Source organism: Streptomyces sp. NPDC005803 (assembly GCF_040630435.1).
Taxonomy (GTDB): domain Bacteria; phylum Actinomycetota; class Actinomycetes; order Streptomycetales; family Streptomycetaceae; genus Streptomyces.
Genome location: NZ_JBEXXO010000010.1, coordinates 1 through 17,864 on the forward strand (window position 1 = coordinate 1; position 17,864 = coordinate 17,864).

At 70.6% G+C, this 17,864-nt stretch carries 17 protein-coding genes and 2 pseudogenes; 8 read left to right on the forward strand and 11 right to left on the reverse strand.

Annotated elements, in window-relative coordinates:
* The first annotated feature begins 259 nt into the window (after window positions 1-259).
* Window positions 260-1,558 (forward strand): aldolase, encoded by a 1,299-nt coding sequence (locus tag ABZ454_RS15920; protein ID WP_359538389.1) that lies wholly within the window; start codon window positions 260-262, stop codon window positions 1,556-1,558.
* Between the two features lie 25 nt (window positions 1,559-1,583).
* On the opposite strand, the gene ABZ454_RS15925 is transcribed toward ABZ454_RS15920, so the two are convergent.
* On the reverse strand, window positions 1,584-2,612 hold the full coding sequence (locus tag ABZ454_RS15925) for a LacI family DNA-binding transcriptional regulator (RefSeq protein ID WP_359538391.1): 1,029 nt from the start codon (window positions 2,610-2,612) through the stop codon (window positions 1,584-1,586).
* 180 nt (window positions 2,613-2,792) lie between these two features.
* On the opposite strand from ABZ454_RS15925, the gene ABZ454_RS15930 reads away from it, so the two are divergent.
* Window positions 2,793-3,749 carry an ROK family protein gene (locus ABZ454_RS15930; RefSeq protein WP_356315664.1) on the forward strand — a complete coding sequence of 319 codons (957 nt, stop codon included), beginning with the start codon at window positions 2,793-2,795 and terminating at the stop codon, window positions 3,747-3,749.
* Window positions 3,750-3,927: 178 nt separating this feature from the next.
* Here ABZ454_RS15930 and ABZ454_RS15935 read toward each other — a convergent pair whose 3' ends face one another.
* Window positions 3,928-5,976 carry an NPCBM/NEW2 domain-containing protein gene (locus tag ABZ454_RS15935; RefSeq protein WP_359538393.1) on the reverse strand — a complete coding sequence of 683 codons (2,049 nt, stop codon included), beginning with the start codon at window positions 5,974-5,976 and terminating at the stop codon, window positions 3,928-3,930.
* Between the two features lie 262 nt (window positions 5,977-6,238).
* Between ABZ454_RS15935 and ABZ454_RS15940 the strand changes: the two genes are divergently transcribed.
* The 3 genes from ABZ454_RS15940 to ABZ454_RS15950 are packed head-to-tail and all read left to right on the forward strand — an operon-like array spanning window position 6,239 to window position 9,367.
* Window positions 6,239-7,528: an ABC transporter substrate-binding protein gene (locus ABZ454_RS15940; RefSeq protein WP_359538730.1), complete on the forward strand. Its 1,290-nt coding sequence runs from the start codon at window positions 6,239-6,241 to the stop codon at window positions 7,526-7,528.
* A gap of 16 nt (window positions 7,529-7,544) precedes the next feature.
* Window positions 7,545-8,459: a sugar ABC transporter permease gene (locus ABZ454_RS15945; protein ID WP_356315670.1), complete on the forward strand. Its 915-nt coding sequence runs from the start codon at window positions 7,545-7,547 to the stop codon at window positions 8,457-8,459.
* The gene (locus ABZ454_RS15950) at window positions 8,456-9,367 is read left to right on the forward strand and encodes a carbohydrate ABC transporter permease (protein WP_359538395.1); all 912 of its coding nucleotides are present in this window, start codon (window positions 8,456-8,458) and stop codon (window positions 9,365-9,367) included. The genes ABZ454_RS15945 and ABZ454_RS15950 overlap by 4 nt, the downstream gene beginning before the upstream one ends.
* A gap of 414 nt (window positions 9,368-9,781) precedes the next feature.
* Here the strand turns inward: ABZ454_RS15950 and ABZ454_RS15955 are convergent, their stop codons facing one another.
* Window positions 9,782-10,894, reverse strand: coding sequence for an alkene reductase (locus ABZ454_RS15955; RefSeq protein WP_359538397.1), 1,113 nt, complete (start codon window positions 10,892-10,894; stop codon window positions 9,782-9,784).
* 109 nt (window positions 10,895-11,003) lie between these two features.
* Here ABZ454_RS15955 and ABZ454_RS15960 point away from each other — a divergent pair, with 109 nt between their 5' ends.
* Window positions 11,004-11,357 (forward strand): helix-turn-helix transcriptional regulator, encoded by a 354-nt coding sequence (locus ABZ454_RS15960; RefSeq protein ID WP_356315679.1) that lies wholly within the window; start codon window positions 11,004-11,006, stop codon window positions 11,355-11,357.
* Between the two features lie 171 nt (window positions 11,358-11,528).
* Here the strand turns inward: ABZ454_RS15960 and ABZ454_RS15965 are convergent.
* From ABZ454_RS15965 to ABZ454_RS15985, 5 genes and pseudogenes are all read right to left on the reverse strand, one after another.
* Window positions 11,529-11,918: pseudogene (locus ABZ454_RS15965) on the reverse strand (ADP-ribosylglycohydrolase family protein); the annotation flags it as partial.
* 164 nt (window positions 11,919-12,082) lie between these two features.
* On the reverse strand, window positions 12,083-12,259 hold the full coding sequence (locus ABZ454_RS15970; RefSeq protein WP_356315681.1) for a hypothetical protein: 177 nt from the start codon (window positions 12,257-12,259) through the stop codon (window positions 12,083-12,085).
* 9 nt (window positions 12,260-12,268) lie between these two features.
* Window positions 12,269-12,758, reverse strand: a pseudogene (locus ABZ454_RS15975) (flavoprotein).
* Window positions 12,755-12,916: a hypothetical protein gene (locus tag ABZ454_RS15980; RefSeq protein ID WP_359538398.1), complete on the reverse strand. Its 162-nt coding sequence runs from the start codon at window positions 12,914-12,916 to the stop codon at window positions 12,755-12,757. Before ABZ454_RS15980 ends, ABZ454_RS15975 begins: the two are co-directional and overlap by 4 nt.
* 26 nt (window positions 12,917-12,942) lie before the next feature.
* Window positions 12,943-13,452: an excalibur calcium-binding domain-containing protein gene (locus ABZ454_RS15985; protein ID WP_359538400.1), complete on the reverse strand. Its 510-nt coding sequence runs from the start codon at window positions 13,450-13,452 to the stop codon at window positions 12,943-12,945.
* 247 nt (window positions 13,453-13,699) lie between these two features.
* Here ABZ454_RS15985 and ABZ454_RS15990 point away from each other — a divergent pair, with 247 nt between their 5' ends.
* On the forward strand, window positions 13,700-13,966 hold the full coding sequence (locus ABZ454_RS15990) for a hypothetical protein (protein WP_351001252.1): 267 nt from the start codon (window positions 13,700-13,702) through the stop codon (window positions 13,964-13,966).
* 223 nt (window positions 13,967-14,189) lie between these two features.
* On the opposite strand, the gene ABZ454_RS15995 is transcribed toward ABZ454_RS15990, so the two are convergent.
* Complete coding sequence (locus ABZ454_RS15995; RefSeq protein ID WP_187284892.1) at window positions 14,190-14,366, reverse strand: hypothetical protein; 177 nt, start codon at window positions 14,364-14,366, stop codon at window positions 14,190-14,192.
* A 233-nt stretch (window positions 14,367-14,599) separates the two neighbouring features.
* Between ABZ454_RS15995 and ABZ454_RS16000 the strand changes: the two genes are divergently transcribed.
* Window positions 14,600-15,637, forward strand: a complete 1,038-nt coding sequence (locus ABZ454_RS16000; RefSeq protein WP_359538402.1) for an NUDIX domain-containing protein — start codon at window positions 14,600-14,602, stop codon at window positions 15,635-15,637.
* Here the strand turns inward: ABZ454_RS16000 and ABZ454_RS16005 are convergent.
* Both ABZ454_RS16005 and ABZ454_RS16010 read right to left on the reverse strand, forming a co-directional pair.
* Window positions 15,596-16,306 (reverse strand): MBL fold metallo-hydrolase, encoded by a 711-nt coding sequence (locus tag ABZ454_RS16005; RefSeq protein WP_359538404.1) that lies wholly within the window; start codon window positions 16,304-16,306, stop codon window positions 15,596-15,598. The two genes, ABZ454_RS16000 and ABZ454_RS16005, sit on opposite strands and share 42 nt — an antisense overlap.
* A 91-nt stretch (window positions 16,307-16,397) precedes the next feature.
* Complete coding sequence (locus tag ABZ454_RS16010; RefSeq protein WP_356315693.1) at window positions 16,398-17,762, reverse strand: dipeptidase; 1,365 nt, start codon at window positions 17,760-17,762, stop codon at window positions 16,398-16,400.
* Between the last annotated feature and the right edge of the window lie 102 nt (window positions 17,763-17,864).

Sequence of the window (17,864 nt, forward strand, 5' to 3'; positions counted from 1 at the left end):
CGGCGTCGTCGGCGACCTCTTCACCGTCGTGCCCCAGCTCACCGAGGAGATCACCGCCCGCAAGGGCTGACCCCGCAGCACGCCACACAGCACACAGCACACGGCACGGCCAACGGCCCGGGGCCGCACGGTGAAACCCACCGCGCGGCCCCGCGCCGTTTCCGCTCACCATTGACGCAAACACACCAGCCTTATAACTTCACTATACGGATTGTTGATTCCGGGAAGCGGAAACAATGAGAGTGTGGAGGGTGCGGCCATGGGTCAGCAGGAGAAAGTGGCGACGAGCCTCGCCGGTGCGGTCAGCGACGGGATCAGCGCCTCCCTCGCACCGGTGGACGCCGACCTCGCCCGCCGCTACCCGGGCGACCCAGGAACGCGCCAGCCCGTCCACACCGTGTACGTGCCCGGGGACGCCTTCACCGCGTCCACCATCCGCTCGTGGGGCGACCAGGCGTTGCGCGCACTGGACGAACACGCCCCCGACGCGGCCTCCCTGGCCGCCGTGCTCGGCATCCCGGACGGGCTCGCCGAAGCCGTCCACGACCGGGTACGCGCCAAGTTGAGCCGTGAGCCGGTCGAGGACCTGAGGATCGACTTCGAGGACGGCTACGGCCCGCGCTCCGACGCCGAGGAGGACGAGACCGCGGCCCGCGCGGCCCGGCTCGTCTCCCAGGCGTACGCGAACGGCACGGCGGCGCCGTACATGGGCATCCGGATGAAGTGCATGGAAGCCGCCGTACGCGACCGCGGCATCCGCACCACGGACGTCTTCCTCACGGGCCTCATGGAGGCGGGCGGGCTCCCCGAGGGGCTCGTGCTCACCCTGCCGAAGGTGACGTACCCCGAACAGGTCACCGCCTTCGTCCAGCTCCTCGAAGCCTTCGAGAAGGCGCACGCACTGCCCGCCGGACGGCTCGGCTTCGAGATCCAGATCGAGACCAGCCAGTCGATCCTCGCCGCCGACGGCACCGCCGCCGTCGCCCGGATGATCGACGCCGCGCAGGGCCGGGCGACGGGTCTGCACTACGGCACGTTCGACTACAGCGCCTGCGTCGGGGTCAGCGCCGCCTACCAGGCGAGCGACCACCCGGCGGCCGACCACGCGAAGGCCGTCATGCAGGTGGCCGCCGCGGGCACCGGCGTCCGGGTCTCCGACGGCTCGACCAACGTCCTGCCCGTCGGCCCCACCGACCGGGTCCACGAGGCGTGGCGGCTCCACTACGGCCTCACCCGGCGCGCCCTGGCCCGCGCCTACTACCAGGGCTGGGACATGCACCCGGGCCACCTCCCGACCCGCTACGCGGCCGTCTACGCCTTCTACCGCGAGGGCCTGGAGCAGGCCGCGGCCCGGCTCGCCGCCTACGTGGCGAAGGCGGGCGGTGACGTGATGGACGAACCCGCCACCGCCAAGGCGCTCAGCGGCTACCTGCTGCGCGGCATCGACTGCGGCGCCCTGGACACCGCGGAGGTGGCCCGGCTGACCGGACTGACCCGCGCCGGCCTGGACGCCTTCGCCTCCCCGCGGCGTGGCGGACTGACGGTGACGGCGCCGTAGTCCGCCCGCGCGTGCTGCCGTCCGGTCAGGCCGGACGCAGCTCGCCCGAACCACGCGGGATCAGCTTCGTCGGGAGCTCGACGCGTGCCGGCGGGTGGTCGGCGCCGTCGAGCCGCCGGAAGAGGTGCTCGGCCGCGGTGCGGCCGACGGCCGCCGCGTCCTGGGAGATGACGGTGATGCCGAGCAGATCCGCGAGCTCGATGTCGTCGAAGCCGACCAGGGCGACCGGGCGTTCGCGGCCGGCCAGAACGCGCACCGCGGTCACCGTCACACGGTTGTTGCCCGCGAAGAGCGCCGTGACGGGCTCCGGGGCGCCGAGCATGGTCTCGGCGGCCAGACGGACCCGCTCGGGGTCCGTGGAACCGAGCGACACCCACGAGTCCTGTACCACTATCCCGGCGTCGGTCATGGCGGTGTGGTACCCGCGCAGGCGCTCGGTGGCCGTGTGGATCCGCGGCTGGTCACCGATGAACCCGATCCGGCGGTGGCCGTGCGCGATCAGATGGGCGACGCCCTCGCGCGCGCCGCCGAAGCTGTCCGAGAGCACCATGTCGGCCTCGATCCGCCCCGCCGGGCGGTCCACGAAGACCGTCGCTATGCCGGCCTTGATCTCCGGCTCGAGATAGCGGTGGTCGTCCCCGGCCGGAATCACGATGAGCCCGTCGACCCGACGCGCGCACAAGGCGAGCACGAGTTCCTGCTCGCGCTCCGGGTCCTCGGCGCTGGAGCCGTTGATGAGCAGGGCGCCGTGCGCGCGGGCCACCTCTTCCACGGCGCGGCTCAGCGGGCCGTAGAACGGGTCGGCGAGGTCCTCCAGGACCAGGCCGATCGACGCGGTGCGGCCCTTGCGCAGCACGCGGGCGCTGTCGTTGCGGCGGAAGCCGAGCGCGTCGATGGCCTCCTGGACCCGGCGCTCGGTGTCGGGTGTGACGCCCGGCTCGCTGTTGACCACCCGCGAGACCGTCTTGAGGCCCACTCCGGCACGGGCGGCCACGTCCTTCATGGTCGGCCGGTTGCCGTAACGGGGCTCGGGGTGACGGGCGGTCTCTGCCACGGTGCGCTGTCCTGTCGTCGGGTACGGGCTGTCCGGACGCGCCGCGCGGGGTGCCGCGGAGGAGGCCGGAGGCTGTGGCGTCGAGCATAGGCCCTGGACAACGTTGTCAGCTGAATGGAGACTAGGCAGACTGTTCACTGAAGCCGCAGGTCCCACCCCCTCACCCACGGAGCCACACCGATGCATACCGACCTCGTCGCCGCGCTGGACATCGGCGGCACCAAGATCGCCGGCGCATTGGTGGACGGCGACGGCACGCTCCGCGTGCGGGTGCAGCGGCCGACGCCCGCCCGCGAGGACGGCGAGACGGTGATGGCGGCGGTGGCCGACGTGCTGGCGGAGCTGTCCGCGTCGCCGCTGTGGAGCCGGGCGACGGCCGTCGGCATCGGCAGTGCGGGGCCCGTGGACGCCGCCGCCGGCACGGTCAGTCCCGTCAACGTGCCCGGCTGGCGGGGCTTCCCGCTGGTGGAGCGGGTGAGTGCGGCGACCGGCGGTCTCCCCGTCGAGCTGGTCGGTGACGGGGTCGCGGTCACGGCGGCCGAGCACTGGCTGGGCGCAGCCCGCGGCCACGACAACGCGCTGTGCATGGTCGTGTCGACCGGCGTCGGCGGCGGCCTCGTCCTCGGCGGCACGCTCCACCCCGGTCCCAGCGGCAACGCGGGTCACATCGGGCACATCAGCGTCGACCTCGACGGCGACCCGTGCCCGTGCGGGTCGCGCGGCTGCGTCGAGCGCATCGCGAGCGGTCCCAACATCGCCCGCCGCGCGGTGGAGGGCGGCTGGCGGCCCGGTCCGGATGGCGACGCGACCGCGGCGGCGGTCGCGGCGGCCGCCCGGGCGGGCGACCCGGTCGCCGTGGCCTCGTTCGAACGGGCCGCACAGGCACTGGCGGCAGGCATCGCCGCGACGGCCACCCTGGTCGAGATCGACATCGCGGTGATCGGTGGCGGAGTGGCCGGTGCGGGCGAGGTGCTGTTCACCCCCCTGCGCAGTGCCCTGCGGCGGTACGCGACGCTGTCGTTCGTCCAGAAGCTGACCGTGGCTCCCGCCGTCATGGGCAACGACGCGGGGCTGGTGGGCGCGGCGGCTGCGGCCTTCGCCGCTCGCGTCGGTGCGGACGGGGTGGTCCCCGTCTAGGACCGTTCCGGACGGTTTCTCGTCCCGCACGGCGGTAGCGACGCCGGACGCCGCGGTCCGCGGGCTTCCCCGCGGGTGGCGACGCCGGACGCCGTTCATCGCGGGCTCTCCCCGGGTGGCGACGCCGGACGCCGCCACCCGGTCCCTCGCGGGTCCCGTCCTACCTCGGCGGACGGCCTCAGCAGGTGATGCGGAGGTCCGCCCAGTCCGCGTGGTCGGAGTCGACGCCGTCGCCGCCGTCGGTGACCACCAGGCGTACGACCTGCGCGCCGCTGACGTCGGCCGAGACGGACTGCGCTGCCATGGAGTTGGTCAGCACCCCGGTCGACGCCACCTCGGTGCCGTCCGACCAGATCTCGAACGCCACGCTCCCCTTGGCTCCCTTCTCGTCGTCGACGCCGACGCGTGCCGTCACCGTGCTGCACGCGCCGCCCGTGTAGTACTCGACGGCGCTGGACGCGTGCACGCCCAGCCCCTTGGCGTACACCTCGCCACCGATCGTCAGCGGGTGCCCGTCGCCCGCCGCGCTCTCACCGTTGCTGGTGTCCTTCTCGACCGGTCCGTAGCCGTTGGACGCGGTGAGCTGCGGCAGATCGCTCAGGTAGCCGCCGCCGGCAGGGGGAGCCACCACCACGTGCGCCTGGAACGGGACGGAGGACCGCACGCGCTCTCCGGAGGGCGAGCGGTACTGCGCGGTGAGTGTCAGGTCGTACGTTCCGGGGGCGGTGCCGGCCGGAGCCGTCACCCGCCAGCGCGTGGTCAGCGCCCGCCCGGTGGGCAGCGCCGCCGCCGTGGTCGCGGAGCCGGCCCTGACCTGCCAGCCGGCCGGCCCGGTGAGCGCGGCCGACACGCTCACGGCGGGCGTCCGGCCCAGATCGGTGACCGTGGTCGTCAGCGGGGCCGTGCGGCCGGCCTCCACCAGCGGGTCGCCGTCCAGCGCCAGCCCCACCGCGGGCGGGTACGCCGCCCAGTGGCTGTCGGTGGCAACGCGCAGCATCACCGTGCCATGGGCCGGGACGGTAGCGGAGAGGCCGCCCGCCGTGTTGCGGGTGGTGTGCTCCCACAGGTCACGCACGGTGTACGCGTCGGCCTGGGGAAGCCCCGCCGCGGCGGCCGTCGTCGAGATCCGCTGCGCACTTCCCGTCTCGTTGAACAGCGCCACCACCCGGCTGCCGTCCTGCATCTCCTTGGCCACGACCCATCGTCCGCCGTCGGAGGAGAGCACGACGCCCTGCCGGCCCAACGGGTCCTGGTCGACGGCGATGACCTCGTGATTGGAGAGGATCCGGTACGTCTCGGGCGTCGCCGTGCGCAGATCGGAACCGATGAGCAGCGGTGCGGCCATCACCGACCACATGGAGAAGTGGGTGCGGTACTCCGTGTTCGTCATCCCGCCGTTCCCGACCTCCAGCATGTCGGGGTCGTTCCAGTGGCCGGGGCCCGCGGCGGCGGCGAGCGGCAGGTTCTGCTTCATGATCGACAGCATGCTGCTCCAGCTGTCGTTGATGTCGCCCGTGGTGCGCCAGAGGTTGCCCAGCCCGGCTGCCCATTCCCAGGGCTTGTTCTGGCCCCACTCGCAGATGCTGTAGACGATCGGGCGCCCGGTGGCCGCCAGCGCGTCCCGCATGGTCGTGTAGCGCTCCTTCGCGTCCACGCCCTGGTTGTTGCAGTTGTCGTACTTGAGGTAGTCGACACCCCAGTCGGCGAACTGCCGCGCGTCGCTGTACTCGTGTCCGAGCGCGCCGGGGAGCCCGACACTGTCGCAGGTCCTGGTGCCCGCACTGGTGTAGATGCCGAGCTTGAGACCTTTCGAGTGGACGTAGTCCGCGACGGCCGCGATCCCGTTCGGAAAACGCACCGGATCGGCTTCCAGCTTGCCGTCCGCATTACGCTGCGGCTTCGCCCAGCAGTCGTCCAGATTGACGAACTCGTAGCCCGCTTCCTTGAGCCCCTTCTCCACGAAGATATCGGCGATTCCCTTGACCATCGCCTCGTCGAACTCCGCGCGGCAATGGGTCGAGTTCCAGTTGTTGAACCCCATGGGCGGGGTGAGCGCGAGACCGTTGCCGGCCGGTGCGTCCGCCGCCCGCGCCGGAGCGGGAGCGGGAACCGGGGACTGGGCGGAGGCGGGAACGGCGGCTCCCGCCGCGCACAGGAGACCCGCGGTCAGCGCTCCGATGACTCTGTGACGGCTCGTGCGGGTCGTACGGCTTGGAAGATGACGCATCGTGACGTTCCTCCGTACTCGTGCGGAATCAAGGGCGTCATGTGCACGCCAAGACGAGCGATTACGTTAGAGCGTGTTGAAGTCTGTTGGAAGAGGGGGGGTGGCGGTTGTTCGACATCTCGTCAAAACCCTTGACGGCGCTGCTGGTTGGAGGTGAGATCCAAGCGCACGTTCGGTTGTGTTGGGTTGCCTTCCGGAGGAGGGGGTCATGGCGCACTCGTACGACAGGTCAGATCTGCCCGGCAGCGTCGCGGGACATCGGATGTCCCGGCGAAGTCTGCTGCGTGGCGCGGCAGTCGGAGCCGGCGCGGTCACGCTCCCCGCGCTGCTCACCGCGTGCGGAGGGGGCCCCGGCGGTGACGGCAAGACCATCACCCTGGGTTCGAATTCGTCCGACCCCATTCCGAAGAAGGCGTTCGCCGACGCCTTCAAGGCGTATGCCGCCCAGTCGGACGGCCGGAAGGTGAAGGTCAACACCGTCGACCACAACACCTTTCAGGAGAACATCAACCGCTATCTGCAGGGCAAGCCAGACGACGTCTTCATGTGGTTCGCCGGAAACCGCATGCAGTTCTTCGCCAAGAAGGGGCTGCTGTACGACATCAGCGACAACTGGGAGGGCTACGAGGGATTCTCGGACGCCCTGAAGGCCCAGTCCAGCGGGGAGGACGGCAAGCAGTACCTCACGCCGTACTACTACTATCCGTGGGCCGTCTTCCACCGCAAGAGCCTCTTCGCCGAACGGGGCTATCAGGCGCCCAGGACGCTGGACGAGTACGTGGCCCTCGCCAAGCAGATGCAGAAGGACAAGCTGGTCCCCATCGCGTTCTGCGACAAGGACGGCTGGCCCGCGATGGGCACGTTCGACTACATCAACATGCGGACCAACGGATACGCCTTCCACAAGAGCCTCATGGCCGGCGAGGAAGCCTGGACGGACAAACGGGTCAGGGAGGTCTTCGACACCTGGCGGCGCCTGCTCCCGTACTGCCAGCAGGGCGCCAACGGCCGCACCTGGCAGGAGGCGGCGACCAGCCTCCAGAAGCGCGAGGCGGGGATGGCGGTCTTCGGCCTGCCGCACCCCGGGGCCCAGTTCCCCAAGGCCGAACAGGCCGACCTCGACTTCTTCCCCTTCCCCGTCATCAACCCGGAGCACGGGCAGGACGCCGTCGAGGCGCCCATCGACGGGTTCCTGCTGGCGAAGAAGTCCAAGAACCTCAAGAACGACAAGAGCCTGGCGAGCGCCAAGGACCTGCTGAAGTGGCTCGCCACCGGCAAGGCCGAGGACATCTACCTCAAGAGCGACCCGAACAACATCGCGGTCAGCGACCAGGCGGACACCTCCCGGTACTCCGCCATCCAGAAGAAGGCCGTCGACCTGGTCTCGGGGGCCAAGCAGATCTCCCAGTTCCTGGACCGTGACACCCGCCCGGACTTCTCGTCCACGGTCATGATCCAGGCGATCCAGAAGTTCATCAGCAGTCCGAACGACGTGGACGGCCTGGTCAACGACATCGAACGGCAGAAGAAGACCATCTTCGCCTCGGACTGAACCGGGAGTACCGACCGTGTCGTTCATCTCGGGGCGGCGCGCCGGACGACGGGGCTCGCGGCGCTTCACCCGCCGCGACCTCGTCGTGCTGGGCGTGCTGCTCGGCATACCCGTCCTGCTCGACCTCGCCATCGTGTGGGGTCCGACCCTCGCCTCCGTCGCCCTGTCGTTCACCAGCTGGGACGGCATCGGCGACATCGAGTGGGTCGGGACGCGCAACTACACGAACCTCTTCACGAACTACCCGCAGTTCTGGCCCGCCGCCCGCCACAACCTGCTCTGGCTCGCCTTCCTCGGCCTGGTCGCCACACCGTTCGGGCTGCTCCTCGCCGTACTCATCGACAAGGGCGTGCGCTTCAGCCGCTTCTACCAGTCGACCCTGTACATGCCCGTCGTGCTCTCCCTCGCCGTGGTCGGCTTCATCACGCAGCTGGTCTTCTCCCGCGACCAGGGAGCCCTCAACGCGATCGTCGGTGACACCGCATCGCCGACCGACTGGCTGGGCGATCCCGACCTCAACATCTGGATGGTCCTGCTCGCCGCCGCCTGGCGCCACACCGGCTACGTGATGATCCTCTACCTCGCCGGACTCAAGGCCGTGGACTCCTCCCTCAAGGAGGCCGCCGCGATCGACGGGGCGAGCGAGACCCAGACCTTCTTCCGCATCGTCCTGCCGACGCTGCGCCCGGTCAACATCATCGTCGGCGTCATCACCGTCATCGAGTCGCTGCGCGCCTTCGACATCGTGTACGCGGTCAACCACGGCCGCAACGGCCTGGAACTGCTGTCGGTGCTCGTCACCGACAACATCATCGGCGAGGCCAGCCGGATCGGGTTCGGTTCCGCCATCGCCGTCGTGCTGCTGGCCGTCTCCCTGGGATTCGTCGTGACGTATCTGGTCCAGGAGATCCGAGGGGAGAAGGACCGATGACCACGCAAGCAGCTCCGGCCCGTCCGGCGCCTCCCGCCGCCGTCACGCCGCGGCGCAGGGTCCGCCCCGGCCGGCTCGGGGTGCACGCCTTCCTGATGACGGTCTCGCTCGCCTTCCTCGCCCCCCTGCTGCTCGCCGTGTACGCCTCGCTCAGGCCCTACGGCGAGACCTCGGAGCACGGCTACTTCTCGCTGCCCCGCCATCTCTCGCTGGACTACTACCGGCAGGCGTTCACCGACTCGGGGATGACGAAGTACTTCGTCAACACCATGATCATCGCGGTGCCGGGGGTCCTCGTCACCCTCTTCCTCGCCTCGTTCGTGGCGTTCGCGCTCGCCCGGCTGAGGCTACGCGGCGGGCTCGTCCTGCTGATGCTCTTCACCGCGGGGAACCTGCTCCCGCAACAAGTGATCGTCACGCCGTTGTACGTCGTCTTCAACCGCATCCCGCTGCCCTACTGGATGTCCGACTCGATGACGATGTTCGACTCCTACTGGGCCGTCATCCTGGTCCAGATCGGATTCCAGCTCGGCTTCTGCGTCTTCGTCCTGGCCAACTTCATGCGGACCCTGCCCCAGGAGATCCTGGAGGCGGCCGTCGTGGACGGGGCGGGCGTCTGGACGCGTTACTGGCGCATCACCCTGCCCCTGTGCCGCCCCGCCCTCGCCGCCCTGGGAACACTCCAGTTCACCTGGATGTACAACGACTTCCTCTGGGCACTGGTCTTCATCTCCGACGGCGACAAACTCCCGGTCACCTCGGCGCTGAACAACCTGCGTGGTCAGTTCTTCACGGACTACAACCTGCTCGCCGCCGGCTCGGTGATCGTCGCGCTCCCGACCCTCATCGTCTTCCTGCTGCTCCAGCGGCACTTCATCGCAGGACTCACCCTGGGTTCCAGCAAGTAGCCACTCCGACCTGCGCAGATGGGGGAGAACGTTTGAGAATCGGAGACCGGAGAGGGGCCTGCGAACCAGGCGTCCGTCGCCGCCCTGCCCCGTCCGCCGGCCTCGGGCATGGAGTGAGCCTCCGCCAACTTGACTGCATCTGATCGTGCAGGGGGCGATGCGACCGTGCGTCAAGGGGTGGGGTCGCCGAAGTGGAGCGTGCGTGAGGGGCCTTGCCTGCGGTTCTGCCGGCCCGCCGGAGTCGCGTTCGAGGTCAGGACCGTCGCGCCGGACGGTACGGAGTCGCGCCGGCCGCTGACGGATGCCCGGGCTGTCACCTTCGGACACGCCCTGCCCGTTCGGGCTATGCGTCGTACCGCAGGCAGCGCAACCTGCCGGGCCGGCGGGCCTCAGTAGGGACAGGTGCGAAGGGCCTCAAGCCGTCTGGAGGAAGGGGTAGTCGGTGTAGCCTTCCGCACCGGGTGCGTAGAAGAGTTCCGGCCGCGGCTCGTTCTCGGGATGTCCGTTCTGCCAGCGTTCGACCAGGTCGGGGTTGGCGATGACGGCGCGGCCCACGACCACGGCGTCGGCGTGGCCGTCCTCGATCCGCCGCAGCGCTTCCTCGCGAGTGGACTGTCCCCCGAGGAAGCCGCTGTTGACGAGGAGCTTGCCGTCGAAGCGCTGCCGCAGCTCCTGCACCAGCTCGCCGCCCGGCTCTCCGTGCAGGACGGACAGGTAGGCCAGGCCCAGCGGGCGCAGCTGGTCCACCAGGGTGCCGTAGGTGGCCAGGACGTCGTCCCGGTCGGTCTCGAAGACGTCCGAGAGGACGATCTCCGGGGAGATCCGCAGCCCGACCCGCTCGGGGCCGATGGCCTCGGCGACCGCCGTGACCACCTCGACGACGAAGCGAGCCCGGTTCTCGGGGGAGCCGCCGTACTCATCGGTGCGCCGGTTGGCGCCCGGGGCGAGGAACTGGTGGAGCAGGTAGCCGTTGGCGCCGTGGATTTCCACGCCGTCCGCTCCCGCCTCGACGGCCCGGCGGGCCGCTGCGACGAAGCCCTCCAGGGCCTCCCGGGTCTCGGCGGTGGTCATCGCTTCCGGCACGGCGAAGGGCTGCTGGCCCGTCGGCGTGAACGTCTGGCCGTCGATGGCGATCGCGCTGGGGGCGAGGATGCGGCGGCCGCCGTTGATGTCGGGGTGGTTGGCGCGGCCGGCGTGCATGATCTGCAGGAAGATGTGTCCGCCCTCGGCGTGCACCGCCTCGGTCACCTTCTGCCAGCCGGCCGCCTGCTCGTCGGTGGCGATGCCCGGCGCACCGACCCAGCCCTGCGACGCGTGGTCGGGGTAGGTGCCTTCACTGATGATCAGCCCGACGCTCGCCCGCTGCCGGTAGTACTCGGCCATCAGGTCCCCGGGGATGCCGGAGGAACCGGCCCGGATCCGGGTCAGCGGTGCCATGACGACGCGGTTGGCGAGCTCTATCTTCCCGAGGGAGACGGGGGAGAAAAGCGACGGAACGGGAGAAAGTTCTGAAGTGCCGACAGGCATGAGTCCTCTTGCGTAATTCGGTGGATAGCGGGGTGAAATTCACCCGCTCCTCGACTCTAACCTATGTACGCGTCGACGCAAACATGAGTGTGAGCGCTACCCTTCTCCCATGGCCAGCCGCACCTCGTCCCCGCTCGTCCACCCCGACCTGGACGACTTCGACCTCTTCAAGATCATGAGCGCTCTGACCGACGAGACCCGGCTCACCATCGTCGTCACCCTCGCCGCCTCGCCCGGTCTGGCCTGCAGCGGCTTCACCCAGGACGTCACCGCGTCCGTACTCACCCGCCACTTCCGCGTCCTGCGCGAGGCCGGCGTCATCCGGCAGCACGACGTCGGCACCCGCCGCTTCAACACGTTGCGCAAGGAAGAACTGGACCAGCGGTTCCCCGGACTGATCGACCTCGTCCTCAAGGAGAGCGTCGGCCGCGTGACGCCGTACACAAACGCCGAGAGCGCGTGAGGCGGCTTCGGAGCGGCCCGCGGGTGCCTGCACCCGCAGGGTGATCGCAGCATCAGCGTGCCCCAGCCACTTCGAGGCTGACACGATCGAGTCGTCCGCCTCGCGGAGCCACTGGTCAGGTGACTGCGGCTGAGGGCCGGAGTTCGGGGAGAGTGCGGAGCAGCACCCGGTTCAGCCTCCGAGGCGGTGTGCCAGATCGAGCAGATCTGTTAGGTGCAGCACCCGTCCGTCGAATCCTGGGAGGGGAACATGGAGTGGCTGGGTCCAGCGCGTGGGGATTGCGTCCAGCCCGTAGTACGCCCCCGCGAGGCCTCCGGTCACCGCGGCGACGGTGTCCGTGTCACCGCCGAGGTCGATCGCCGCGCGTATCGCGTCTTCGAAGCTGTCGGTGGCCCGTAGGGCCCACACGGCGGAGCCCAGGCAGGGCCATACGGCACCGTTGGACTCGGTCGCCTGATCGGGGTGCCAGTCGGGCGCGAGGACGGTGGCGTAACGGCCGCGGTGGTCGGGGTGGACATGAGCCAGAATGTCCGGGAGCGCGGCGAGGGGGTCGGTGTCCTCGCCGGCGGCCCGCTGAATCCGCTTCACGGGCGCAGGCTATCTGTGCCGCGCAGGCAGCCGCGGCCCTTTACTGGCCGGTCATCGTTGCAGGCGCGGAGCGTAGGCAGCCCCCAGCTCTCATCCCCTGCCGGTGCACACCCAGTTGAACCGCCCGGTCGACCGACTCACGCCGCCTCGGCGACGTCGCCCCGTACCACGGCCGCCCACTCGGCGAGGAGCCGCTCGTACTCCCTCCGCCCCTCCGGCGACAGCCGGCCGCCGCGCGCCCACAGCGCGCGGATGTCCGCGTTCACCGCGGCCAGCGAACGCGCAGGCGTGGCAGGCGTAGAGGAAGGGGGCATGCGTCAATTCTACGACGACGGGCTGACAATCGCCCCGACCGCATCCAAGGCGAGATGCCAGGGGAACGCCTGCGGGTCGCCGTTCTTCGGTGGGTGCGCGTTGTAGCCGCCGGGGCCGTCGAGGTACACCACGCCCTGGGCGCGCAGGTCCGCGATGCTCCGGGCTACGGCTGGCTGGGCCCCTTGGGCTTGGTTGAAGTAGGGCATCGCCAGGACGGGAACTCCCCTGTGCACGGCCTCGGACGGCAACCCGATCGCCAGAGTGTCGCTGATCCCCGCGCCCCACTTGTTCAGCGTCGTGCACGACATCGGCGCGACGAGCATCGCGTCCGCCTTCGGGAGCGCGTCGCTCTCCGACGGCAACTTGTCACATGGCAGCCGACGGCGTCATGACCAGGCAGGTGTCCCAGCCGCGGGCCACCGCCTGCCGAACCCCCACGTCGACGTACTGGGTTGGGCCGGCGGCACAGGCGATCAGGTACAGAACTCGTCTCGTCACGCCGGGAGTCCACAGCGTGAGGCAAGACGGCGCAACTCCCTGCCCGGGACCGGGGTCGCACCCACCAGATCGGCCAGCAGATCGACGGTGGCCTGCCGGCCGATGACCCCTTCGGGCGCCAGGCGTGCCGCCTCCAGCAGGGAATCGGGTTCCGGCAAGCGGCGACCGGCGAGCCGGTCATCGCCTATTCGCAGGCGACGCCGTCACCGTCCCGGTCGAGATGGCGCCCGTAGCCGGGCTCGCCGGTGCGGATCGGAGCCGCGCCGGCCGCGCGAACGGCGGAGCAGTTGGCGTAGTAGGCCGAGCCGCCGTCGTCGTCCGACCCGGAATCTCCGGAGGTGTCTGCTGCGGCTTCGGGGGCCACGGTGACCGTGACGGTCTTCGTCCTGGTGACGGTCGGGGCCGGCTTGGGGCTGGCGGTGACGGTTTCGGTCACGGCGGGGGCGGGTGCGGCGGTTTCCGTCGCGGTCGCCGTGACGGTCGCCGCGGGAGAAGGCTTCGCGGTCGCGGCCTTCTCCGTCCGGTCGCCTTCGCCCGAACTGCCGATGCCGACGCCGATGAAGAACAGGACGACGGCCGCGGGAATGATGATGCGCTTCCTCGTCCAGCCCGGCCTGCGGTCGGGAGGCGTCGGCGGCACGTACGGGAGGGGCCCCGAGGGCTGCGGCGGCTGTCCCCAAGGCGGCTGGTGCATTGACGGATCGTGCGACATGAATCCCCCCGGAAGTGTGTGGAGAGACGACCGTAGCCACACCGCACGCGCGAGGGGAGACTCATGTTCCGTAAGTGATGGAGTTGTGACCGAAGCGTGGAGGGGCGGGAATGGTGGTGGGGTGAGCCCGGGCCGCCCCCCGCCTTTCCCGGGGGGCGGAAGCGTGAACGGCGCGGGGCTCGGTGCTCCCGCACCGGCGGATGTCAGTGGCGGGTGCGATCCTGCATGCATGGACGAGATCATGCGGCGGCGGGTGTACGGCGCCGATCACGACGACCCCGACCCAGGACCCCGGCCGGGCCGGGTCTACCGGGAGCTGGTGGGCGGCCCGCTCGACGGGCTGCTGCTGGACGTGACCGGCTGGACGAAGGTGGCGCTGGCGGACGGCTCCGCGCTGGTCACCGAGATCGGCGCCTACGGAGCGGGCGGCCGGGCCGAGTACGGCCCGCGGGCGGAGGATTCGAACAAGTGGGATTGGCGGGGCGACACGCCTTAGCGCCCTGAACCGGGCCCCTTAGCGCCCTGAACCGGCCCGCGGTGGGACGAGGCCGCCGCGTCGTCGTCGGAGGTGCCACTCGGCCCGCTGGACCGACCCGCTGCCGGGGCCGTATCACCGGGCGACGTGCACCGCGGGCCGCCGTTGTGTCCTGAGCTTCGAGCTCCGTGCCGCGTGCCGAGCGCTGAGCTGCGGGGCCGTTTCGCCGTGCGTCCCCGGGGCGTCAACGGCCCCGGTCCGAAGACTGCTGCGGGACGACCACCAGGAACGCGTCCTGTTCCAGGTCCATCACGACCTCCGCCGCGACGCCCTCCCCGCGGCGGGCCGCGGCGAACTCCTCGGCGGGCCAACTGCCCCGCGGGCCCCCGGCGGGAAACTGCTCAAGTACGGTGCGACGCACGGTCGGCCCCCTGTCGTTCGTTCTGCTGTCCGCTCCAACGACGTCCCGCCGTCGCCGTTACGGCCGGAGCGCTCCGGCCGGGCGCCATCCCCGTACCGGGCGCCACCCCCGTACCGAGGGGCTCCGCCGGCCACCGTGCGCTGTTGCGCTCGCGCAGCGCCATCGCCACAGTCGTGTTTTCACGGCAGGGTGGTGCGGGCAAGCCACTGGGGGCCTACGGAAGAGGGGGAACCGTGATCATCTGGATCAACGGTGCGTTCGGCGCGGGCAAGACCAGCGCCGCGCGCGAACTGATCGACCTGATCCCGAACAGCACCTTCTACGACCCGGAACTGACCGGCACGGGGCTGGGATCCCTGCTGCCGCAGAAGAAGTTCGCCGAGGTGACCGACTTCCAGGACCTGCCGATCTGGCGGCGGCTCGTGGTGGACACCGCGGCCGCACTGCTCGCCGAGGTCGGTGGGGTACTGGTGGTGCCGATGACGCTGCTGCGACAGGAGTATCGAGACGAGATATTCGGAGGGCTCGCCTCCCGGCGCATCGCGGTGCGTCATGTCCTGCTCTCACCTGACGAAACGATCCTGCGCCAACGGATCGCCCACCGGGCGGCGTTCCCCGACGACCCGGAGACGGTCGACGCGACCGGGCGGTGGGCGTACGACCGCATCGAGCCCTACCGTTCGGCGCTCGGCTGGATCAGCCGGGACGCGCACACCATCGACAACAGCGCGCTCACGCCACGCGAGACGGCCGAGACCATCGCCGAGGCCGTGCGCACCGGCGCGGCCCCGGCCTGCGAGATCGTCCAGACACCCGACCCCACGGCGGAGACCGTCGCGGCCGGCGTGCTGCTCTTCGACGAACACGACCGGGTGCTGCTCGTCGACCCCACGTACAAGCCCGGCTGGGAGTTCCCCGGTGGCGTGGTGGAGGCGGGCGAAGCACCGGCGCAGGCCGGGATCAGGGAGGTGGCCGAGGAAATAGGGATCCGTCTCGCCCACGTGCCCAAACTCCTCGTCGTCGACTGGGAGGCGCCGCAGCCGCCCGGATACGGAGGACTGCGGCTGCTCTTCGACGGCGGAACGCTGGCGGGCGCGGACGCCGAACGGCTGCTCCTGCCCGGTTCCGAACTCCGGGGCTGGCGGTTCGTCACCGAGGAGGAGGCGGCGACCATGCTGCCGCCCACCCGCTACGCACGACTGCGCTGGGCGCTGCGCGCCCGCGAGCGTTCAGCCGTGCTCAACCTGGAGGCCGGAGTCCCGGTCGGCTGAGGCACGCATGACCGCGACCGCGTCGGTGGTGAGGGGATCACCGTGACCGAAGCAGACCGTGGCCGCCTCCAGCGCGGCCAGCCGCCGGAACGAGGCCACGGCCTGCTCGCGGTCGATGTTGAAGACGCCGAGCATCACTTCCCCCACGCCGGCCACGCAGTCACCCGTGAACAGCACCCCGTGTTCCGGCAGATGAAGGCCGATGGACCCCGGGGTGTGGCCGGGGGAGTGGACCACTCGCGCCCCGCCGCCGAACGGCAGCACCGCCCCGTCGGACAGCTCGGTGTCGACCCGGGTCGCAGGGGCCACGGGCACGGTCAGTCCGTGCTCGTACAGCGGGCGCTCCCAGTCGAGCAGCACGGGATCGCCGACCTCCTCCTCGCCGCGGATCACCGGCGCGTCGAGCCGGTGCGCAAGGATCTCGGCGCCGTGGCGGTCGGCGAGCTCCTGGGCCGCCCCGTAGTGGTCGCGATGGCCGTGGGTGATAACGATCCGGGCGATGCGGGCGGGGTCGTGACCGAGCCCGCGCACCGCGTCCTCGATGGCGGACGCCGCGTTCACGTCACCCGCGTCGATCAGGGTCAGTTCGGTCCCGTCGCGCCAGAGGTAGGCCTGGCCGATCGGGAAGCGGAACATGTGCAGCTGGGGAAGTACCTCGACGAGCTCCATGCGGCGAACGTACGCAGCAGCGGGCGTCCGCCGCACGGAACTACGCTACGGGCGAGCTTCGCTCAGCGCGTAGCGGCGGCCGTCGGCCTGCTCAGACGGTCTTCGAGGCGGCGTAGTTCTGCAGGAACAGCGCCTCGGCGACCGAGAGCCGCTCCAGCTCCTCGGGCGACACGCTCTCGTTCACCGCGTGGATCTGGGCCTCGGGCTCGCTCAGCCCGATCAGCAGGATCTCCGCCCGCGGGTACAGCTCGGCGAGCGCGTTGCAGAGCGGGATCGAGCCGCCCATGCCGGAGGACTGCATCTCCTGGCCCGGGTACGCCACGCGCATGGCGTCCGCCATCGCGGTGTACGCGGGGCTCGTGACGTCGGCGCGGAACGGCTGACCCTGGCCGACCTGCTCGACCGAGACCCTCGCCCCCCACGGGGCGTGCGCCCTCAGGTGCGCGGTCAGCAGCTTCGTCGCCTGCTCCGCGTCCTCGCCCGGCGGGACCCGCAGACTGATCTGCGCCCGGGCGCTTGCCTGCACCGAGGGCGTCGCACCCACCACCGCAGGGCAGTCGATCCCGATGACCGTGACCGCGGGCCGCGCCCAGATCCGGTCGGCTACCGTGCCCGTGCTGATCAGCTCGACGCCGTCGAGGACCTTGGCGTCCTTGCGGAACTCCTCCTCCGGGTACTGCAGACCGTCCCACTTCGTGTCCGTCGTGAGGCCGTCGACGGTCGTCGTGCCGTCCTCGGCGCGCAGCGACGCGAGCAGCTGGATCATCGCGGCCAGCGCGTCGGGGGCGGCGCCGCCGAACTGACCTGAGTGCAGGTTCCCTTCGAGGGTGTCGAGCCGTACCCGCAGCATCGTCATCCCGCGCAGCGTCGAGGTGACGGTCGGCAGGCCGACCCGGAAGTTCCCGGTGTCGCCGATCACCACGGTGTCCGCGGCGAGCAGCTCCGGATGCGCCTGCGCGTACTGTTCCAGCCCCCCGGTGCCCTGTTCCTCCGAGCCCTCCGCGATCACCTTCACCGAGACCGGCACCCCGCCGTTGGCCTTGAGGGCGCGCAGCGCGAGGAGGTGCATGATGAAACCGCCCTTGCAGTCGGCCGAGCCCCGGCCGAACCAGCGCCCGTCACGTTCCGTCAGCTCGAACGGCGGGGAGATCCAGGCGGACTCGTCGAGCGGCGGCTGCACGTCGTAGTGCGCGTAGAGCAGCACGGTGGGCGCGCCGGCCGGACCGGGCAGGAAGCCGTAGACGGACTGGGTGCCGTCCGGGGTGTCGAGGAGGGCGACATCCTGGAATCCCTCGGCGCGCAGCGCGTCCGCGACCCACGCGGCGGCCGCCTCGCACTCGCTCTTCGGGAACACCGCGGGATCCGCCACCGACTGGAAGGCCACCAGCTCGGTCAGCTCCGCCTTGGCGCGGGGCATCAGCGAGGCGACGGTCTCGGAAATCGGATGGGCGGTCATGGGCACGCTCCTGGTAGGTGCGACGTTATGGATACATATCCGGGTACATGACCGCCAGGAGTGTGGCGTGGCAGGTACGACGGAGGCTCGGCCGATCCTCCC